Genomic DNA, 22,294 nt, shown 5'->3' with positions numbered 1-22,294 from the left:
GACTAAATGGACTGAAATTGGCTAAGTTTTGTCAAACCGTGTCAAATAACCGATTAATATTTTGATGTTATTTGCGCTATTTTCCTTGTTTGACGGCAATTTATCTCATTTTTGAAATGAGGACATGCCCTAAGTATCTACCTTGTTTTAAGTAAAATTTCGTCGGTGCTTATTTTATTGCTATTTCGTCCGACTAATATACTCGGGATTATAAAAATATTGATTTTAGTGCTAAAATTATCAACCATTATTCTCTCTATAAAAGACACTTATCTAAAGGGTGTTTAAGTCATTGAAATCATTCAATTGCCAAGCATATGGCACATTTGCTAGCCACTGTCTAAAATTTATCGGTAAAAAACTGTTATGATCGTTCGACAAAAACCAAATGCATTCAAGATACTTTTTACCTTACGTGGCTCTGTGATCCCACAAATTTATCCTCAAGTTTTATTTATTACCTTACTCAGTGCAATCATATCAGCGGTTCAACACTCGATTCCAAGCTCTTTTTCTACTTATGGTGCTGTGCCTTTTACTGTGCTTGGCATCGCTTTATCTCTATTTTTAGGCTTTCGCAATAATGCGACTTATCAGCGATGGTGGGAAGCTCGAGGATTATGGGGACAGTTGGTTTTTGACTCTCGCAGTTTAACACGTCAAATAATTTCATTTATCGATGATGAGACGGAAGTTGGGCGTCATACACAGCGATCTATTATCCGCCTTAATATTGCTTTTGTTCACGCGCTACGACATAGACTGCGTAGCACGTCACCATGGGAAGATGTTGAGAGTTTTGTTGAGCCTGATCATCATAACGATATACACCAAGCGCGAAACCTACCTGAGTATCTGCTACGACTGATGGGTAAAAAGTTGGGCTATAGTCGACGTCAAAATTTGTCATCAGATCTTATGATACAGAACATGGACAATACCTTATCTTCGTTGACAGTTGTTTTAGCAGCTTGTGAACGTATTTATACGACGCCGTTGCCTTTCGCTTATACTTTATTGGTGCATCGAACTACTTATCTATTTTGTTTCCTGTTGCCTTTTGGCTTGGCAAATTCTTTAGGTTGGGCGACTCCTCTAGTGTGTGGTGTCATTGCCTATACATTTTTTGGTCTTGATGCTTTGAGTGAAGAGATAACAGACCCTTTTGGCATAGCTCCTAATAATTTACCACTTACTGCTATATCACGAATTATCGAAATTAATCTACTAGAAGCGTTAGAAGAAACAGATATTCCATCTGAGATAGTGCCAATAGATGGTTATTTTTTACAGTAAGTGATGTTAGAGACGCGGCCTTACCTCAATAAAAATATTTCTTACGGTGGCTGAATTATTCACTTTATGATTGTCTATCTTTTGATGGCTCTTTAACTTATCAAACTCCTATATTAGCCATCTCATCTGAGTAAAAATATAGGAGACTTTTAAAGTCATGTAGATAGAGAGGTAGAGCGTTTTTTACTTTGCAGTTTATTCGATGGTTTATATTTTGAAGACTACTGACCAACTACAAATTCGAAAATTACAGAATATTATTCCATGAATTACAGTAAGTAATGGTATTGCACATAATCGATGCACAGCTCATAAAAAGCTTGGGCGGGCGGCGAGATTGATTTATTCGCCAGTTTAAATATACCGATTTGTCTGTTTAAAGCAGGGTCAAGCAAGTTTAACCAAACCAGCTCCGGCTCATTAGCAGGGAAGGCAAGTTTTGGTAGAGTGGTGATACCCAAGTCATTTCTCAATAATGAGAATAGGGAAGTGATGTTTTCTACCGTATAGCGAGTGAGCTATGCTGAAAAAACTATAGAACCAAACTTGGTAAACTAAGTGTATTCACAGGAGTTTATCATGACTAAGAAAGTCAGAACCTACAGTGCAGCTTTTAAAGCTGAAGCCGTCAAAAAGATAGCAGATAATAATGGCAATGTTTCAGCGACTGCAAAGCAGCTAGGTATAGCCATGCAGACCTTATCTAACTGGCAGAATAAAGCGAATGAAGGCAAGCTTGTCGGCACTAAGCAATATGATCCTGAACTCATGGCCATTATAGAAGAGAATAAACGTCTTAAACGTGATCTCAAGGTTGCTCAGGAGGAGCGAGACATTCTAAAAAAGGCGACGGCGTACTTCGCGAAGCACAGTTGATGAAGTACGTCTTTATCAAGGATAACCAGAAAATATTTAGCATCACCTGCATGTGTCACGTATTAGATATTAAGCCATCAAGCTATTACAACTGGATAAATCGTGGCATCAGTAATCAGCAGATCCATCGCAATCAGTGTGAGTTGCTAGTCAGAGTGGCTCATGATGAGACTAAGCAGCGCTATGGCTATGAGCGACTGTATGCTTACCTTACAGGGCAAGGATATGCCATAAGTAAATATATGGTTAGACGTATAAAGGAAGAATGCGGCATTAAATGCCGTCGTCACAAGCGCTTTAAAGTCACCACCAACTCTAATCACAACAAGCTGGTCTATCCAAACCGTCTAGAACAGAAATTTAATGCCAATCGTCCTAATGAGGCTTGGGTCAGTGACATCACTTATATTTGGACAAATGAAGGTTGGCTATACTTAGCAGGTGTTAAAGACCTATATACTAAAGAGCTCGTCGGCTATGTCATCAATAAGCGCATGACCGCTGATTTGGTATGCCGTGCACTTAATATGGCAATCAAAAACAAGCGACCTAGCCAAGGGTTGATTTTACATTCTGACAAAGGCAGTCAGTATTGTAGCAATGAGTATCATAAGATCATTAAGTGCCACCAATTTACAGGCTCGATGAGTGGTAAAGGCAACTGCTTTGATAACGCGCCCATAGAGAGCTTCTGGGGCATATTAAAGAATGAGCTGGTGTATCACCAAGACTATAAAACAAGATTCGAAGCCATCAACGATATTACTAAATATATTGAGCTTGAGTACAACCAAACTAGAATTCAAAAGGGCTTGGGCTATAAAACGCCAAGACAGGTGTGGTTTGACTATTATCGTCAGGCTGCGTAATTAAAATCTCCCAAGTTTAGTTGTACGGATTTGACGGCAGGGGTCACAGTCGCCTATGGTTAGTCAAGAGTAGTCACCTATTGGAAAACGACAAATTAAAGACACCCAGCTTTCATAGCTGTGTTAGGCAGCTAGGTCATTTAACTGGACAGAAATTTAAAGCGGATGACTTAGAGAAAACAGATTTTTTTAGCTATTTGAATATTTATTGGCAGACATTAGCGAATGTACATATAGATCAGCAACTGGTGGAGCTGCTTGTTCACCATGAGACCCATACCGCAATTAGCTTGAACGATTGGAAGGCTTACTTAGGTGTTTTTAAAGAATCAAATAGCAGTACCATCAAGGATGAGTACATCACGCTTGATAAACCTATCCAAAATTTAGAGAATGAAGTTGTAGAAATAGATGGTAGCGTAAATGAAAATAAGGCTCATAAGAATGTATTAAAGGACATTCGCCGCGCCCTTATAGGGAGCAGGAAAACGGTTAAAGAGCAACTGGAATTTTTGACTGAAATATACCAAAACCCTAGCGAGCAAGGTTTAATTTTCTGGATGCTTGATCTAAATGCTATTAATAAGGCCACCTCTACTCTATCTAGATACCTGACGGAAGTAGGGGAAGCATTTTTGTATGGTACTCGTGATGAAGACATTACGAGTTATCAAGCACATCAATATGAGTTTTTATACGATAGTATCGTCGCTAAGAAAAACATTTTAAATATCGGTTACACCCAAACCGTATTGAACTCACTACATCAAAGTTTGAAAAAACATTTTGGTGCACTGCACGTTCATCTTAATCGTGAGAATGATCCGAAAATAGTCTCTAGCAGTTTAATATCAACTGATTTATATCAACATATTTTACTAAGTGTCAGTAATCAAACCACATTATCTTCATACAATAGAAGCATGATGAAAGTGATTTTTACTTTGCTCTATCGTACCGGTCTAAGAATTAATGAGTTATTAGGCATTCGGTTAACAGATCTTGAATATGATCCATATACTTATAAAGACATCAATTTAATTATTCGTTCAAATAGCCATAGAGCCCTAAAATCAGATGATGGCACTCGTAGAATCAGTTTGCCAGTATTGTTGAAGCCGGATGAGTTTGAAGGGCTCCAGACTTACTTTATAGAGAGAACTCGTAGTAAAAAAGAAGGTAAATACTTATTTGCATTCGAGGGACTGTTGACTCCATTAGATCGAGGTAGTGTAGATCGAGTATTTAAAGAAGTCATTGGCCCTAATTATCAACACTTAGTGTTACATAGCTTTCGCCATAATGCTCTTTCTAATATGTCAGTAATACTGAGATGTCGTCAAGAAATTTTGGATATTTTTACTGATTATAACGAAGATGAGGCGCAGCGAATTAAAGAAGACTTATTAGGTAGAATGCGTACTAATTCTGGTCATCATTGGGATGCCTTAATGGAATTTGCGGGACATGCCGACCTAGATACTACTTTTAGCTCTTACATACATACTGTAGATATCATCTCGGCACATTTACTTGACCAAGCGTCTATGGAACTACCTGTTGATGTGGTGACGAAGCTTACAAATAAAGCACGTCGAAGTTTTAATCAACATAATCCAAAAGCCTTAGACTTCGAAAATAACTGTATTGATCTGACAAAAATACGTGAGTTTATCAACCGTGAGTTAAATATCAGAAAAATTGATAATAGTAAGCAATATTTTCTTAAATCAAACACAGAAGAAGGGAGTACTATTGTTTCCCCTATTTTCGGTAAGTATGCGCGTTGGCAGATTGAAGAGTTTTTAAGTGAGATTGAGGCAGGTAAGACAGTGTCTGAAGCTGCCCAACATCATTTTGTATATGAAGATGCAGTTGGGCTATATAATCGAGCGCTGCTTCTAGCAGCTGATGAGAATGGCAAGGCTCATTATAAATTAATATCTAAGTACAAACAGCCAAAGTCAGGGCATCTATTGATAGCACCAACGCTGCCAACCATTGCTAAAGAGCAGCAACTCGTGCAGGAAAGCTTTATTAAATTAGAAAAGCTATATCTTGATCAGTCGATGAAAGAGTGCGTACAAAGCATGCTTTCAACATTCTATAAAAAAGCTAACTCATCACATAGCGACCTTCGCTTCAAATTTAATGAAAAGCAGATGTTTTACGACTATTTAGATATCGCTATAAAAATACTACCTGCTAGATATTGGCGCATAAATATCAGTTCTTACCAAATGAAGCGCATAACTAAACCTAAAAAAGGGGAGTTAAAGTATCAAAAAATGGTAAATGAAGAAAAAAAGCTAGAAACAATTAAAGAGTTCAAGGCTGACTATCGTCAATTATCAAAAAATCTTACTAATGACGATTATTATAGCGGTTATTCATTATCGGTAGTTAACCCTAAAGAAAGGGAGATAGTTAATTCTACTAGTAATGAAGCGACCCGTGCATCGTCATCACTGATGAAATATGTAATGCACTTACTGCTGATTGTGGATGTGAGTTTTGAGCTAGTTAGATAACAAGAAACCAACTAAGCAAGATAATTTTGATGAAAAGTGTCCAGATTGGAGTAATAGACCGTCTGGACTATATCGAAGGTTCAACTTTCTGAGAGAATACGAAAATATCGGGGCGGTTCAGTTTAGTAAGCGCACTATTAGAGAATACCTTGAGTATTAGAACTGACTTTTATCTATTGGCATAGTCTGTAAATTGCCATCAACTACCTGATATAGCGTAACCGTATATCCTGATATTTGATTGCCTGTATCGGTAAAGTTGAAAGTTTCATCAGCTTGAAAAAAGCTTTCTCTACCAAAGTACACATCGTCCTGTTCACCATACCATGTATCACCTGATGTGTATTTAATTAGGTAACCTCCCAAAGGTACTTCTGCAGAGATTGTATCTCCGCCATGAATATACATAGTCATTATATGATCACGATTAGCTATACTTTCTAACTTAACATAATAATCTGACCCTGGCTCAGTTTTTATTTCTAGTGGAGCTATTGAATCCTGACCTCCAAGTCTTTCTTCATAAATACCGCTTGATGGTCTTGATGCAGGCTGAGCTTCTACGATCTTAGATTCTTGTTGGATGCTGTTTGAGCCGTTGTTACCTTCGCAACCAACAAGTAGTGAAACAACTAATAATGCAATTAAAATTTTCATCTTTTACCTATAAGAAAGGATAGTAATAAAACATATTAGAGATGCCTAACCGTCTCTTACTACCTAATTTTAAAGAAATGATCTAATATAGTTAAGTTCTTATAGAATCGATACAGCGCATATTGTAGAGTAGCTTGATTAAGTTATTCTCCATCCATCCTTAGAGTAGAAACTTAGCTTGTGCCCACTTCTTTTCCTCCTAGGCTTCTAACCAACTTAGGATCTATACCTCTTTTTTGACTTTAAGATACAAGGGGCTCCTATTTAATACAATTGGTTATATGTCATCTTTAAGTTTGAAAAGCAGAGTTATGATAGTCTAATCCCGTCATGCCTTGCTGCCTTTACCTGACTCAAATGAACGGCCTCCGATATAGTCGAGGTGGCTCAATTATATTCCACCATATTTTCTGTTAAATTCTGCGTCACTCATTAGTAGTAATATAACAAACTCAATGAATGCAATGATTGCAGGGATAAAAGTCCAACAGAATAGTAAATAAACAATACCCATTCCAATTTGACCCAAATAAAACTTGTGTATTCCAAGGCCACCAAGGAAAAAAGCTAATACAGCTGCTATTACTTTACTTTTACCATTCTGTGCTGATACAAATCCGTTTGACACTGCCATCTGCCTAACGCCACACTTAGGACAAATCTCAGCTTTCACGTTGATATTAGCTGCACAATCGCTACAAAACTTTTCGTTTTCATTTTTAAATCTTTGAGCAGCTACGTTGTTCATAAATACATTCCCTAAATAAAAATTTAAATAAAAAGATAGTTCTTTATTGTCATAGATTATAAAAAAATTCAAAAACTATTTTTACGTCAATATACTCTAAAAACGAATGCGAAAAATTAAGTCATTGACCATTTTATATTGGTGTTTTTGTTAGTTATTCTTAAAATATTATTTCAAAAATATAAATATCCAATTAATGACTATCTCTTAGCTCAGCAATTTTAGGGCGCTAAAAATTACTGAGTCAAGTTTAAGTATCAGTTAAAGGATAAGCAATATTCTATTTTCATATAATGTTGGCTTGTCAATACTTAACTTTAAGTTGCTGGAAAATTACAGTTTGTTAATATTATGCACTTCTGTCGAAAAATGGCAACTAGTATTACTGAACTCATTAATTCAAATAATCATAAAACAAATATCGGGAAACTGTAGTAAAAACTACTTTAATCGAGTAGAATCGCACTATATCTATGTACGGATCGAGTAATTTAAGGTCATAAAATTGTTTCAAAGGTTACAGCTTCTCGGCTCAACCGAAATAATAAGAGTTTCTGCCTTTGATGTTGTAATTCGCCAATAGTTATTAGTATTCAACTTTTGATATGAGTTTTTTGCAGCACATAAGTATCAGCAATTTGATCTACCAGCTACCATGTGACCTATACTCGTTTATTGCATAACTTACTATTTGACGATATTTTTCGTCTCGAGGATTTCATGAATAAGTCAATAATAAAAACCATTGTGATCACTGGTGTTATTGCCGCTATTGTAAGCGGCCTGATGATTTTAGAGATGAATGAGTTAGCGCCTGCCTTTAAGCAGACAGGTCAGTTAGCTTTTTATGTTGCCATTATTTTTGTATCTATTTTTATCAGCGTTGTTTTTGCAGCGATATTGTTTCACCGCAATCGTCGTAATCCTCGTATTACCGTCAAGCGCGCCAAGCTTGTTTATGCCGGTTATGCCGCTGGGATTGCAATGTTATTGTTTATATTGCCAAACTTTTTGCTTAAAAAGTCAGCTGCTTCATGTATCAAGCCAAACATCTATGCTGTGATATCAGACCCTTTGAATATCAAAGTCTGTATGAACATTAAGTCAGTGTTATTTACCAAATTTTTACCTTTCACCACGCCGCTATTTTTGGGTAACCTGATAGTCAGTGCTTTAGTCGTTGTGATGATTAGCGTACTTATTTATCTACTGGTCACTGCTAAATTCTTATATGGCAATAATAGATAGCTATGATTGATAGGCTGGGCACCTTGTAAATGGACTGCTACTATCAATGAGACTTTTGCGCCAAAAAAGCATTCGTATCACTCTTTTATCTTATAAAAATATTTTATTGTCCAAATTCAGCAGGAGTTTGTCGTGTCAAATGTACTTATTGGGGTTGGTGGTTCAGGTCAGCATATTATTCATGCTTATTTGCGCGTGTTGGCATTAGGCAATGCCGGAGCGGTAGAGGTTCCTCATGTTTATATTATCGATGCTGACGCGCAATCTCAGCAGATCGCTAACCGCCGTAGCCAGCTAGTACCTGATATCCAAAGTCTGCATGAGTATCTGCGCCATAGAGGTATCGATAATAAAACTCGAGAGGCTAATTTTGATATTATTCGTCCCTATAGCCAGAATTTATCTTCTAGTAATGATTTGACTGTCAAAAACGTACTATTGGCACAAAAGAGCAAAACAACGGAGGAAATTCAAGCTTTTTTTTATGAAAAAGACTTAAATATTAAGGTCTCAGAGGGTATGCATGCCAACCCAAAAGTAGGCTCAACTATTTTTGGTGAAAAGCTTGGGCGAGTACTTGATGGTAGTGGCAAGGTAAATACGGCTAACAAGGCGCTTCTCCAACAAGAGTTCTTATCATTATTTGATGACGATGTGACGGGTATTAATACCTCAGGTTGTAATATTGTCATCGTCGGTTCAGTATTTGGCGGTACAGGTAGTGGTATTATTCCGACTTTGGCGCGTACCTTTAATGAGATTATCAACAGTTCAGGCTCAGGGCGTACCGTCAATTTGGCAACAGTTGCCACACTTCCTTGGTTTCAGCTAAAACCGGGTGAAGATGGCTTGACGGGCAGCGCGTTTGATACGGGCAAATTAAAACGTAATACTGCTTTTGCGCTGCGAAATTTCCAACATGAATTGCAGTCTAATAGTAATAATGCCGTCAGCTCTATCTTTATTCAGTCAGGCAGTATGTGGCAAGGTATCCAAAGGCCAAGTGCTGGCGATTTTGACCAACCTGAACATACGCACGTGGTCAATTTATTAGCCGCAAATGCGGTACAGCATAGCTTTGCGCGCCATTTTGCGCCAAATGAGCTATATATGCCGATGACTCAGCTGTCTCACGAGATACGCCAAGGTCAGTTTCATCCGCATACTTCGGCAGCTCTACAGTTCAAAGATTTTTCAAAAGGTCAAGGCTTCGCCAGTCTTTGGATGTTGTTGATTAAAAACGCTTTAAGTATTTTAGTGATGCAAGCTTTTATAGAAGTGCTCAACGGCTACTCTGAAGGTGGTATCAATCACACAGTATTGGGGGATTCAGCCGCGCAGTACGATACGGTTCATAAGCTACTTGAGGAGATCAGTGAGCGTTTTGGTGTGAGTCATGAGAGTAAAAAAGCATGGTTCGGCCTAAAATCTGTGACTTTTGTACCCAAAGTCGTCGCAACCAATCTAAAAGATGCTCTAGCTTTTGAGCAAAAACAATATCAGAGTAGCTTAACTTGGTTATCTAAGCATGATTATGATAATAATAATGCTTCAGGTATTATTCCTGCATTTAGGGCTTATCATAATATCAGTAGCGCTGATAATGCCAACTCATTATGGTCTAAACTGGTTGGCGCAAACGATCAGACAGGCTTTGAAAAAGATGAGCTGTGGCAATCTTGTGCGATGAAAGTCTTAGAAAAAACTATTCTCAGTGATCAAGGTGGTATCGATACCACACTACAAGCCAAAATCAATACTATTATTGATCAAGGCGGTACGAATGCGGATAAGTACGCACAATTGGCTAGCAATATTGGCAGCTTAGTATTCAAAAACCTTAATAAGTACGTTAGACCTTCAGAAGAGTTCGGTGAGACCTTTGCAGATTATCGTAATAGTGATGATACCGCTCAATCCATCAGCCAAGTCCAATTACAGATGCAACAACAAAAAGGCAATATTGCTCATTATGGTGCGATGGATTGGAATTTGCAGTTAGCAGGTGATGTGGCTGCGCTTGATATTATGGATATACAGCATCCTAAAACGCTGCATTGGTTGGATGCGTTATCGCCCACCTCAACCACTGCCAATCTTATCAACACCATCCAATTAGACGAAAGTGTGGCGCAAGGTGTACCTAATATCTTGGCAGCGTTTTTATTACAGAAGTGGCGACTACAGATTCAAAACGAGATTACAGTCTCGCAGTTGTTAGAAAATAATCAGACCGAGTATTACAAGATTATTGCCAATAAATTTCAAAGTACCGAGCAAGGTTTGTATTTATATGCTCAGCGTGTAATTGAAGCGGCGTTTTGGTTATTAATTAGTGGCTCTACAGAAGTGGCTTATACCAGCATTGCACTAGAGGATAATAATGCCTATCACCGTTGGCTCAAGCGTGAACTTTTGACGCAGAACTGGTCAGATAGCGAGTTGGGTATGATCGTCACCAATGATTCAGATCGTACACCACTATTTTTATGGAATGGCTATTATTGGTGCTTAGCGGCAAACAATACCGCTCAAGAGTATTTTGCAGGCTTGCTACAAAGTATGCAGCTCCCAAGTCTGCGTTATCGCTATGCTGATCTGTTTTCACGTAAAACAAGCGGTGACAAAAATAAAATCAGCTCGTTAGATAAGTTCTTTGCTGGCCAGTTAAATGTGCTAAAAAGCAGACTGAAAAATAGCCCAAGCGCTAATAAAAACGCTCATGAAAATATATTATTAACCGCTTTGACAGGTATCTTGACTGACTTGCCGCCGCCAGCGCCAACGAGTATCGTTGAGGCCATGAATCCTACGCTCACTTTAGGCTGTCGTAATGTTGTGACGCTAAGCGAGATAGGAACTTCTAAATCGGTGGTAAAAACTAGTAGCTATTTAATCAAAAATCCGCAAGTCGTCATGCTAGATAAACTGCCAGATAATAATGGCAACGTGGTCAATATCGAGCAATTTTTGCCCGTCAAAAAAGAATATTGGCTGGATCCTGAAGTCATTGCTCATTTATCAAAGGACAATAGTGAGGCCGTCTATACCCGAGTCAAATTCAATGGTGAAAGCAATAATGAATGCTCAATACAATATACCAAACTGTATGTGCCTGACTTGGGTTGGATGGAGTTTCCATATAGAGGAGACGCCAATCAGACCACTATCGCCATCACTCCTTATGACTTAGCCTTCGGGGTTGGAGTTTGGCCAAACTTTAAAGTCGAAGGTTGGCGCTACTATTTTATCACTGTGGACATCGAAAAGCGTAACGTTTATGAAGATTTAGCTAGCAAGCTACATACCACTTTAGGGTCAGATAAAATGACCGTCACGGTCTATTCTCAAGACTTAACAGAATCCAAAATATTTGGTTTTGATGCTATTCCGTTAAAAGTTGAGTTTGTCCCTGCCATAATAGAGCTGTCTTGTGGTGATACGGTGATTGCGACTCAACCAATTATATTGAATGAGAATATAAAATCAGGTGATAGCCACATTAAGTGTATTGGCTTAGATTTTGGTACTTCTAACACTTGTATGGCAAAAGCATATAAGGATCAAGGGCAGATTAAGCGTGAAAACCTTAACCTTGCCAATACTGCTGATGAACCTAGAATGGAATGGCTCGTCTATTCAGAGGCCGATGATATAAAAGGCCAAGAAGAATGGCTAAAAAACCGTAGCGCCTATTACTTACAGCGCCAAGCGAATGTAAGCAAGGGTGCCAGTTATACCATTCCCAGTGAGATTTTATTAGGCTTGAGTAATCGTGCTAACTCCGATGATATAAATCAGACCGATGTCCAGTTAAAGAGCATGAAAGAGAGTGCAGATAAGGGTCAAGTACTGATCAACGGCCTTAATCTAAACGCTCCTATTTTTACACCCTTATGTAGTGACTTTTTGGGCGTATCAAACTCAGATGATGAACGTATTAAGTTCTTTAATAGCTTACTTGAGAGTAACGATATCCAACGTATCTATGGCAATATTAAGTGGCCACAAGATACAGGAGGCAGTGATTATCCACTATCTAGTAGACTGCGCTCGATATATATAGAGCAGGTGCTGATCGGGGTATTAGCACGCCTTAGATTCTCTGGAGCTACGGATATTGATTATGTTTATGTCACGCGTCCTGATGCTTTCATGTTTGAAAATACTACCTTCGCTAACACCTACGCGCGTGATATGAAAACCATATTAGAAAGGTTAGTCAAGCAAACTGGGGTTACGATTAAAAAGCCTGAAGTGATAGAGGTGTCTGAGACCGAAGCAGCGCTACAGATGTCGATGATTAACCCTAATGAGTCTTATGTCATTATAGATATGGGTGGTGGAACAACAGATATCGATATTGAGCTGTCATACGAAGACTATGATAAGGCGATACAGCGCTTAAAATACTCGAGTAGTATTAAATGGGCGGGTAATGACTTATTAAGTGCCATGCTTACGCCAAAAAGTAGTCCTATTCGTAAGTTCTTAGAGCACAAAATAGACATGCAGTCAGAAGATAGTAATGCAAAATACTATGAAACTTTATTAGCCTCAGTGATGAAGCTACAAATTCGCAATGATATTCGTATTATTGATGAGCTACCAAGCGATCCAGGTGAAGTCTCAAAAGTCGCAGAGATGTTCTTTGAGAGTATTTATGAATACATATTTGTAAAAATAAAGCTTCTCCTGCAGCAGGCAGGTTTCAAGTCTATCGATCATCTGAAAAATCAAAAGTTAAACATTGTATTGCAGGGTAATGGTTTTAAGCTGAGTGACTACTTCAGCCATGATACTCATCCACACCCCGCTATCAATGAAGGTCATTATGCGCCAGCAGTTTGGAATACCGTATTTGCTGACTTTATGGGTTGGGACGATATAGAGCTCAATGTTAGTTATAGTGAAAACAGCAAAGAGCACATGATCCGTGATGGTGCTGGCGGTATTGCCGATCAAATGTATGATAATAATATAGGCAGCGCTCTAGAGCATCCCAAAATGCTATATCCGCCCAATATGTTTGATAAAAATACTACCAGCGGCCCAGTATTGGTTAATTATGATAAAGACGAAACTATTCCGCGTCTTAATGACAACCTGTTAGATAAAGAAAACCTACTACCTGTGTTAGAGAACTTATTTCCTTATACCAAAAAGTATTGGAATCATGATACTGAAAAAGTAGCTTATCTATTCATCAATAATAAATACGGCAATAGACACTTTTATGATGTAAATGCTATGTATTTGAATGGATCGGGAAGTGGTACTGATCGTTGGAATTTCAACTTAGCAATGACTCAAAAGTTACAAGGTAATTAGGAATATAATTATGACGAAAAATATTTGTAACTTTGAGTTTTTTGTTCTAAAGAAATTGGCAAAGACTAAAATAATTATCGGGATTACCTTGGGTGCTATGCTGGCGCCCTTGTCAGCGATAGCAGAAATAAGTGAGCCGCTACCGGAAACTTATGTTGAAGGTGTTAATGATAGTTCTAGTAAGGTGACTGAATTAAATAATGATACTATAAAATCGAGAAATGCAGGATCGTCAAATAGCGCTACCCTAAATAATGAAGCGCCTGATGTGAACTCTAATGTTAGTAGCAGCGAAAACGCACAGAATAGTGACGCAATCACTGTTAGCGCTCCGACTCAAGAGCTTAGTGATGGTGCTAATCCTATCAATGACAATGAAGCTGCCAGTACTACGGCAGCTTTGGATAGCGTCAATAAACTCGACTCTGCTAACACCGAAGAAAAAGCTGTCGAACAACAACCAAAAACAGCTAAAGAAACTCCATTTTGGCAGAATACTGACTATCTACTAATTGGTGGATTAGCTTTACTTCTTTTGGGTGGAGGAATATTACTTTTTAGAAAAATAAGTGGTCTTAATGCTGAGAATCGAAATTTACAGCACAAACATAATATAGTGACCAGTAATCTGGCTAAGACTAAAGAACAACTAGAACAAGCTAAGATTAAGCATGCAGAGCTCGAAGCTAGTCTTAAGCACCAATTTACTATGCGTAATGAGATCAATAATAGCGCTAGCGGTAATTTTGATACAGCATTACCTGTTATTGAAGAGCTAATGGTAGCACCCGAGATTGAAGAGCTCAATTCAGCAGACCTTCATCAGCTATCTGATAGTATCACCACCTGGTTTAAAACCAATCGTGGCAATACAGAGGTGCGGGAACTAGTTCCTGACGATATCCAGCGTAAGCTTGAGCACCTTAGTTATAAGATTGAGTTATGGGTGGGAAGTGACGGTGTTGACTCTATTGAACCGGCACAAAATACAATGCGTGCCGCTGTTATTAGCTTGACTAAACCCGATCGTCAGGGCTTTGCTTACTGTTATAAAAAACCAAATTCGTTATCTAATATTTGGGTCAATAAGGCTTGGTATAAGGCCCAACGTACTGATCGTACGCTCGAGGTAATAGGCAAATCTCTGGAGATGAATTAATGCGATTATATCAATCAACTTATACTAGTGTATTCAGTGCAGCATTATCAATAGGTATGCTAGCAATAACATTGACGGGGTGTGGTGATGAGCCTGAAGTCATTGCGTCTGCAGAACCTAGAGCAAAAGTCAGTGCTAAGCCCAACGTAATGCCACCACTAAACTTGGATATATTACCTAAAAATAATAGCCCCTCAGCGATTGATTATATCATCGACGGCTCAGCTAGCATGTGTGGCTATTTTAATGCTGAACTGAATGCTACTGAGAATACGCTACCTATTACTAAGCTGGTACAGTCAATACAGTCGGTACTTAGAACGGATGATCGCCTATTAATATTTATGCAGAACGAGTCATCAGATAAGGCGGTTTATATGCCTTTTGAGACTTTTGAGAACCAACTGATGCAAGGCAAATGTGATCTTAATGGTCAATATACTGAGCTGGGTTTAATTCTACAAGACTATAGAGAGCAGCCAGAGCTTCAGGAGCGATCCGTTGCCATCGTCTCTGATATGCACTTTTTGCCAGCAGAAAGAACGAACTTCGAGAATCAATATGATTCGTTTTTGAGCGATTATGTCAATGCTGGAAATTCAGGTTCTACACTATCTAATGGGATACTATCGTTACGAGCACCCTTTGTGGGAACTTATTATACGGTGAATAATGCGACTAAGACGCTTGAGCAGACGCAAAAGCATTTGCACTTTTTTTGGTTAGCTAAGCAGCATTCTAGCGCGCAGCAAATCGAAAAAATCCAACAGAGCCTGATCAACGCTCAAAACCAACATCCTAACAGCGTCATCGCTCAAGCTGAGTTCTTACCACAATTACGGCTGCTGACAGATGATGCCAAAAGCTACGATGCTTTTAGCTCGCCTGCTCCCATTATCAGCCCCAAAAACGTTATTGATTTATCCATGGGCGAGAAAAAGCCCTTTATTAGCGCTTTTGACCCTAACAGCGCCCTCAGTGATGAGCAAAAAGAATGCTACGATATCACTTGGGGCGATAAAGGCAGCATTATATTTTATCCTTATATCAACCCCAAAACCAATCGTGACAAGGTTTGTGCGGATGGTGAGCTCTTTCGCTCCAAAACGGGGAGTACTTTAAGGCTAAACTTGCCGCTACAGGCAGGTTATAGTATCGTGCCAAAAGCGCCCGCAACGGTTGAGGTGGTAGATAATTATTTATCTATTCCTATTATAGAGGCACAAAAAGCATGTATCGGCGTCAGCTCGGGTATGGCAGATGCACAAAAAAGCGCTCAAGGAATGGATTTGCAATATGCTGCAACGAGTAGCTCTATCAACACCAGCTACTATACACAGTATTCTATTGAGCGTGACGGCTGTAGCTCGGATGAGGACTGTACCAACTTGGTAGATAAAACCTTTCAATATAACCAACTGGTATCTAGCCTTGCCAATAAATCTAAACAACATATCGAAGATCTATATCCGCGCACGATTAACATTAATTTAATTTGTGACCCAAGTATATGATGAGTAATGATATGTGCGCGTTATGGCAATTATCAGCCCAAAACAAGCTAGATAATAATAACTTTGAATGTTGTCTTATATTAGAGCATAGAGATCAAGCGTTAGTCGATGTTATAGATATTAATGCTTCAGATAATCAGGAAGAAAATTGGTTACGTTTGATACGTGAAGAAGCGCCATTTAGTGGTTTTAGTGAATCTGATATTCCAATTAAATACAATTTATCGTTATTTATTTCCTGTTTTATGGACTTTAAGAAGCTACAACAAATACAACCTAAACTAAAGCGCGTTTATTTATGGATATCTGCTAGACATGAGGAAGTTGGTCTAGAAACGGTATATCCACTTAGCGACCTAAAGGATGTAGAATCCAGAGCATCTAATAAAATTTTTGTGCAAATGTATCCTAAAATTCCCTCACAAAAATATATAGATGTAGAAGATGCTTTGGAAGAATTTGAAAGCTTTCAGGATTTGTTAGAAAAGATTCAAGGCCAATTTGAAAAGGCTGTAATCACTAAAGAATTAACGTCCATTAAAAAATCTAAAGTCACTAAAAAACCTACATCTGACCAAGACATTAAGGTTGTAAAGAAATCAGTAGTTACTCAAGAAGTGACAGCTGCCAGAGAACCTATCACGGAGGCTAAAAATAGCCAAGATACATCCAGTGTCACTACTAGTTCGGATGGTACCAGCCTAAAGATATTAGGCCTAGAAAATGCTGATGTGATATGGGGTATCTTTTCCAAACAAGACCTAGATGATCTAGTAGAAGGTTTTAAAGATTGGGAAAGAGTACACGGTAAAAACACCTTGCTTGCTAGGTTACCCAAAAGCTTAGCAGATAAGATAGGTGGCGAGTTCGAAGTTGTGTTTTGGACTAGTGGGCAAGGTATCAGTAATATGGTTGTAGATGATAGACCGCCTAGACATACCATGGTCATGGGTCTTATCAAGACCATTGCTAATGATACTAGCTACGGTATCGGTTATTGCATACAACGACCGACTAGTTTAGATAAAGTATGGAATCATCAAAAATGGCACGCTCTTGAATGCCAAAATAATGACATTTTAAGAGTAACAACAGCAAATTTTTAAACAACCATTACACAGTGTAATATGGCTTAATTCTAATGAATAAAAATCTTCAATATACATTAATGAGTTTTACAGGTGTTTTACTTATGATCATCGCCTCAGGAGCTTTTGATTCTGATCCATACTATGATGAGGCATACTATGATGATACTGAGTCAAATGAGCTATATGATATTGGTGAGCCAGGAGAGTCACAGGCAGGGGCCGACGCTGAAGTGGCTGTAGCTGACGCTGAAGCAGATATGCAAGCGGCAGACACTAGTGTAATAGATGAACAGAACATTGAATGGGTAAATGAATTAGCTTTGATAGATGAACAATATCCTAACGATATGGAGCGTTTAGAGCGTTATCAGAGTCTGATAGATAACAATAAAAATCCTTATGCCCCAATCCTGCTAGCAAATACAATTGTCAATGTCAAAAATCAATCTAGAAACGTAAGTATATTTGAAGAATGGCTCGATAATTTTAACTTTGATATAGAGTCACTCAATAGCCTTGATAGCTTAGCAAATAATCAAAATATTAACGCAATGTTCTTATTAGGCACGTATTACTATCAGGTACAGCGTTATGAGCTTTCTAGAAATTGGCTTGAACAAGCAGCAAATCAAGGTCATGCAGGAGCAATGAATCAGCTAGCGTGGATATATAGAGAAGGGCTTGGTGTTAGCGAGGATCTTGATTATGCGGTAGTTTGGCATCGTTACTCTGCTGAGGCTAATTATCCCCGTGCTATGACTAACTTAGCTTACCTTTATAGTATTGGTAAAGGGGTTGAAAAAGACTTAGAAACTTCGGAAATGTGGTATAAAAGAGCGGCTGAGTTAAATAGTGCTTCAGGAATTTATGCAGTAGCGGTCTACTACCTAAATGGCACAGGCGGTATGCCAAAAAATGAACAAGAAGGGGTTAGGTTGCTAATGGAGTCTGCAAAGCTTGGACACAAGCGAGCCATGTATGCTATAGGCTTGCGCTATGAATATGGTAATGGGTTAGAACAAAATATTGACCAAGCTATTGATTGGTATAGTGAATCTGCAAAGCTAGGTGAGCCTGATGCTGTTGCTGCTATGAATCGATTGAATTATTGAAATGTTTAGGCGCTCAATAATAACAATAAATCACAGCCTATATCTATCTTCATAGCGATCTTAGAGCACATTTTAGGTATCCAATATTGTAGATAGCTTAATGGCATTAGCCTGCTTTGTAGTGAATATAGTTGATTAGGGATTAACCATTAATGAAATTTAATTTATTATTGTATGTACCCGCATTGGTCGATAATCTCGATATAGAATACGGTGTCTTTATTCAGCATCACTTGATGGATGATGCTGACATTGAATTGAACTATTTTGATTTTAGTAGGATTAATTCAGAAAACTATGCGCTAGATATAGTCGATAAAAATGAAGTGACTAAAAAGGTAAGAAAAGATTGTCTAGTAGAAGGCTTCACGCTTAACAGTCATTATTCGATAAATTTGGATAAGGGTTTTAATAGAAGTATTAGCAAAGACGAAGTAAGACAGATTTTTATTTGCTTTAAAAGTAACTCAAAACAGCCGATAGATGCTTTTGTTCGTATGACCCATGATGGAGAAACTCATAATTATCATATCAAAGACAATTTAATATTTTTTAAACTTTGGGTCGCGCCAGAGATGGAAGATAGTTCTAATATCGCTTTAAATATCGGTAAAATTAACTATTCAAGCTTTGAGTATTTTCGTGAAAATATAAAAGAAGAAATAAATAAGCAGTGGCACTCGATGTTACTTAGGAAAAGAGATATCAGTAAAGAGGAGCTACTAATAAGGGCTAATAAAGATATTGATGTACAACCAGAGCCTGCTCTAGATCAATCTAACCCAGTTAAGCTTGAAAATATATTCGTACAGCCAGAGGACGTTCCTGATCATGTCAATATTACGTCAATACCAATGCAATCAACGATAACTTCGCAATACAATACAATATCAGCTAATACCAAGAAAGGAACAGATAGTTTTAAGATAATTGCTTATATTCTACTCATTTTGGGCGTGTTATCTATGTTAGGAAAAATATTTGGTGGTAATTAATTGACTTGACTAAGCTAAACACTATGACCTAAATTTGAAACAATGGGTTACAGGACGGAACCCATTGTTTAGAGATGATTTTTACCTGCTGAAGTTAGTTTATTGGCGCTTTCTGTTAATAAAGATAGCAACGCTTAGGGCAACTAACAGGCTAATAAGAATAGGAAGTAAGGTTTTATTCTCTAATAAGTTAGACAAGCCGTAACTGGACTTTGTGTCAGATGGTTTTTGGGTTGTGCTTTGTGAGTTCGAATTAACGGCAGTCTTAGTTTCAGCATTAATTTTGGCCTGTACTTTGGCAGCCTCTCTTAGTTTAGAAGTACTGGCCATGAGTCGCTGATATATTTTTTTGCCCGCTTTACCATCGGCCTTAATACCGATATCTACTTGATATTTTTGAATCGTTTGGCGTGTTTTATCTCCAATAATGCCATCGACTTCACCTATATTATAGCCAAGTAAATTTAATGATTCTTGAACCTCGCGAGACTCTTTACGGCTCAAGCCCAGATCGTCAGTTGGCCACGCATTGGCAAAATTCACATCGGTATTTTTTTGTTCAATACGCTGTGATAAATGGGCAATCGCTAGCGCGTAATTTTCTGAGGCATTATAAGCATAAAATGCATCAAAATTACGGCCCACTAAAAATGCGGGCCCTTGTTTACCAGCGGGTAAAAATAAACCTACCGAAGATAAGGTATCAGGTAATGCGCCACCATCTGGCAGAGTAATGCCGATGTTTTTCCAATGTGATACTAATTTTTTATTTTTACGATTGTTTGAAAAGTTCGTATCTGAAGGTAAGCGGACCTCATAGCCCCAAGGTTGGTTACTTTGATAGCCACTACTTTTTAGGAAGTTAGCGGTTGAGGCTAGGGCATCGGCTTGGCTATTAACTAAGTCTTTACGATTATCGCCATCAAAATCTTGTGCGAGCTGTAAAAAAGTAGAGGGCATAAACTGAGTTTGCCCAAACGCTCCTGCCCATGAACCTTTAAAGTCAGACTTAGTAATATCTCCTTGCTTTAATATTTTTAGAGCACTGACATATTCCCCGCGAAAATAACTTTGACGATGGCCAAAGCAAGATAAGGTCGCTAATGAGTTAATCACATCTTTTTTGCCTAAGGTCGTTCCAAAATCCGATTCTACTCCCCAAACGCCGAGCACATCATAGCGACTGACCCCATAGTGAGCTTCGATTTTTGCTAAGACATCGGCATAATGCTCACTTGCAGCGATACCGTCAACAACGCGCTCTTTGTCCACTAAGCTGGCTAGGTAATCCCATGGCTCTTTAGAGAATTCTGGCTGATAATTTAGGGCTTCTAATACGCTAGGGTCTACTTCAGTAGGGCGATTCCGAGCAAAAATGTCTTTGACGCTTGCAAATACACCTTTTTGAGCCAAATTGTCTAAACAGGCTGTAAGTTGTTGATTATCAACAGCAGGTCTAATCGGGTTTATGCTGTTCGTGTTAGTTGCATAAGTGCTGCTGGTCACGGCTAGTAGGGATAGTGCGAGTGATAAGCGTGAGATGGTGGGTAATGTATACAATGGCATTATTAATTACTCAGTAATAATAAACTAAAAAGCCATATATTAGCAGAAACCCAGTTACTTTATTCAAAGAGCTTTTGATTTAAACATTATTTAGCTTTTGCAATTTTATGAGACTCTCAAAATATTGAATTTTAAGGATAACGATTGTGCCAATAGCAGAATTCCAGCTTAACTTTTTAAGACGTATTCAATGGCTACTTGAATCTAGCTCTTACACCTCGACTTATAAATTTGCCTTATTAATGGCAATTGTTAATCTGTCTATAGAGTCTGGAATTGATGATGACAGTGAATACAGTATTTCTTATGAGCAGTTAGCAGAGCAGTTTATACAGCTTTACTGGACACAAGCATTACCATACTCGGATCAAAGTAGTGATTCTGTACTCAGACAAAGCAGTACAACAGGGCAGGCTAGTGTTATTAATAGCATTCTAGATTTGCAGCATAAAACTAAGACAACCAGTCTGACTATGGCTTGCACACAAAATATCAAACTATGGCAATCGACTATAAAAGATATTGCTTCAACTATCAAAAAGTACCCCGCAAGATATCTGCAAAGTGCGGAGGACAAAGTTAGTCGTGAGTTCTTATATGTTTATGACTCAAAATCAAAGGTAATAACTTTAAAGCCTGGTATTGCATACTGTTTTACACGCTTTAGTAAAATAATTAACAAGCTATGCCAGCAATACTGGACAGAGTTCGTACGTAAGAACAGTCGTAACCAAATACATTTTAGTGATGATATTGATTTGCAGCAGTTCTTGTTTAACCAATCACGCCAAAGTCTAAAAGTATTAATACCTATACTGATTGATACTCAGCAGGGACGATGCTTTTATTGCCATAAACCCTTAAGAAACAATATCGAAGTGGATCACTTTATTCCTTGGTCGAAATATCCAATTGATACGACTCATAACTTCGTACTTACAGATCATAGCTGCAATAACAGCAAACGTGACTATCTTGCCCAAGAGCTATTTTATGAAAAGTGGTTGGAACGCAATCAACGACATGGCCATACGATTGAACAGGAAGCAAAAAATATTGGCTTTACGACCAATCAACTTCGCTCTGAAACAATCAGCCAGTGGGCTTATCAAATAGCGGTGGAACATGAGGATCTAGTCTGGTCACCAGAACCAAGTATAAAACTACGAACTATTAACCCTGGTTTACTGCCTAGGCTTAGGGGCTGATAAGTAATGTAAAGGTATTTCTAAATTTGCTTATGACTTTTAGTCATTTAAGTAGATCACCGATTATGCATAATAAATATACTAATAGTAGTA

Annotated in this window: 14 protein-coding genes and 1 pseudogene; 11 read left to right on the top strand and 4 right to left on the bottom strand. The window is 38.2% G+C overall.

Translation table 11 applies throughout. The features are described 5' to 3' along the window. The first annotated feature begins 366 nt into the window (after window positions 1-366). Window positions 367-1,296: a bestrophin family protein gene (locus tag A3K91_RS08355; protein ID WP_062844850.1), complete on the top strand. Its 930-nt coding sequence runs from the start codon at window positions 367-369 to the stop codon at window positions 1,294-1,296. A gap of 269 nt (window positions 1,297-1,565) precedes the next feature. On the opposite strand, the pseudogene A3K91_RS08350 reads toward A3K91_RS08355, so the two are convergent. After that, window positions 1,566-1,796, bottom strand: a pseudogene (locus tag A3K91_RS08350) (LysR substrate-binding domain-containing protein); the annotation flags it as partial. Between the two features lie 79 nt (window positions 1,797-1,875). Between A3K91_RS08350 and A3K91_RS08340 the strand changes: the two are divergent. Both A3K91_RS08340 and A3K91_RS08335 read left to right on the top strand, forming a co-directional pair. Further along, window positions 1,876-3,041 (top strand): IS3 family transposase gene (locus A3K91_RS08340; protein WP_099046699.1). Its coding sequence is split into 2 segments (ribosomal slippage): window positions 1,876-2,134 and window positions 2,134-3,041, totalling 1,167 coding nucleotides; the frame shifts between segments, so codons are not numbered across the junction. Window positions 3,042-3,121: 80 nt separating this feature from the next. Then, a complete protein-coding gene (locus A3K91_RS08335) occupies window positions 3,122-5,572 on the top strand; it encodes a site-specific integrase (protein ID WP_062844846.1) in 2,451 nt (816 codons plus the stop codon). Between the two features lie 156 nt (window positions 5,573-5,728). On the opposite strand, the gene A3K91_RS08330 is transcribed toward A3K91_RS08335, so the two are convergent. Both A3K91_RS08330 and A3K91_RS08325 read right to left on the bottom strand, forming a co-directional pair. After that, window positions 5,729-6,229, bottom strand: coding sequence for a hypothetical protein (locus A3K91_RS08330; RefSeq protein ID WP_062844845.1), 501 nt, complete (start codon window positions 6,227-6,229; stop codon window positions 5,729-5,731). Window positions 6,230-6,620: 391 nt separating this feature from the next. Then, a complete protein-coding gene (locus A3K91_RS08325; protein ID WP_062844844.1) occupies window positions 6,621-6,977 on the bottom strand; it encodes a TM2 domain-containing protein in 357 nt (118 codons plus the stop codon). A 720-nt stretch (window positions 6,978-7,697) separates the two neighbouring features. Here A3K91_RS08325 and A3K91_RS08320 point away from each other — a divergent pair. The 7 genes from A3K91_RS08320 (at window position 7,698) to A3K91_RS08290 (ending at window position 19,427) form a co-directional block, all read left to right on the top strand. Continuing rightward, window positions 7,698-8,225 (top strand): hypothetical protein, encoded by a 528-nt coding sequence (locus A3K91_RS08320; RefSeq protein ID WP_062844843.1) that lies wholly within the window; start codon window positions 7,698-7,700, stop codon window positions 8,223-8,225. 132 nt (window positions 8,226-8,357) lie between these two features. Continuing rightward, entirely contained in the window at window positions 8,358-13,556 is a 5,199-nt protein-coding gene (locus tag A3K91_RS08315; RefSeq protein WP_062844842.1) for a tubulin-like doman-containing protein, read from the top strand. A 10-nt stretch (window positions 13,557-13,566) separates the two neighbouring features. Beyond that, window positions 13,567-14,715: a hypothetical protein gene (locus A3K91_RS08310; protein ID WP_062844841.1), complete on the top strand. Its 1,149-nt coding sequence runs from the start codon at window positions 13,567-13,569 to the stop codon at window positions 14,713-14,715. After that, window positions 14,715-16,229: a hypothetical protein gene (locus A3K91_RS08305; RefSeq protein ID WP_062844840.1), complete on the top strand. Its 1,515-nt coding sequence runs from the start codon at window positions 14,715-14,717 to the stop codon at window positions 16,227-16,229. Before A3K91_RS08310 ends, A3K91_RS08305 begins: the two co-directional genes overlap by 1 nt. Next, window positions 16,226-17,335 carry a hypothetical protein gene (locus tag A3K91_RS08300; RefSeq protein WP_062844839.1) on the top strand — a complete coding sequence of 370 codons (1,110 nt, stop codon included), beginning with the start codon at window positions 16,226-16,228 and terminating at the stop codon, window positions 17,333-17,335. Before A3K91_RS08305 ends, A3K91_RS08300 begins: the two co-directional genes overlap by 4 nt. A gap of 35 nt (window positions 17,336-17,370) precedes the next feature. After that, on the top strand, window positions 17,371-18,432 hold the full coding sequence (locus A3K91_RS08295) for a tetratricopeptide repeat protein (RefSeq protein ID WP_062844838.1): 1,062 nt from the start codon (window positions 17,371-17,373) through the stop codon (window positions 18,430-18,432). 152 nt (window positions 18,433-18,584) lie between these two features. Further along, entirely contained in the window at window positions 18,585-19,427 is an 843-nt protein-coding gene (locus A3K91_RS08290) for a hypothetical protein (RefSeq protein WP_062844837.1), read from the top strand. A 99-nt stretch (window positions 19,428-19,526) separates the two neighbouring features. On the opposite strand, the gene A3K91_RS08285 is transcribed toward A3K91_RS08290, so the two are convergent. Next, window positions 19,527-20,993, bottom strand: coding sequence for a lytic murein transglycosylase (locus A3K91_RS08285; protein WP_062844836.1), 1,467 nt, complete (start codon window positions 20,991-20,993; stop codon window positions 19,527-19,529). A gap of 146 nt (window positions 20,994-21,139) precedes the next feature. On the opposite strand from A3K91_RS08285, the gene A3K91_RS08280 reads away from it, so the two are divergent. Then, window positions 21,140-22,201: an HNH endonuclease gene (locus A3K91_RS08280; RefSeq protein ID WP_062844835.1), complete on the top strand. Its 1,062-nt coding sequence runs from the start codon at window positions 21,140-21,142 to the stop codon at window positions 22,199-22,201. Window positions 22,202-22,294 lie beyond the last annotated feature (93 nt).

This window comes from Psychrobacter alimentarius (genome assembly GCF_001606025.1).
Classification (GTDB): domain Bacteria; phylum Pseudomonadota; class Gammaproteobacteria; order Pseudomonadales; family Moraxellaceae; genus Psychrobacter; species Psychrobacter alimentarius.
The sequence above is the reverse complement of the archived record's forward strand: the minus strand, read 5'-3'. Positions and strand labels throughout refer to the sequence as shown.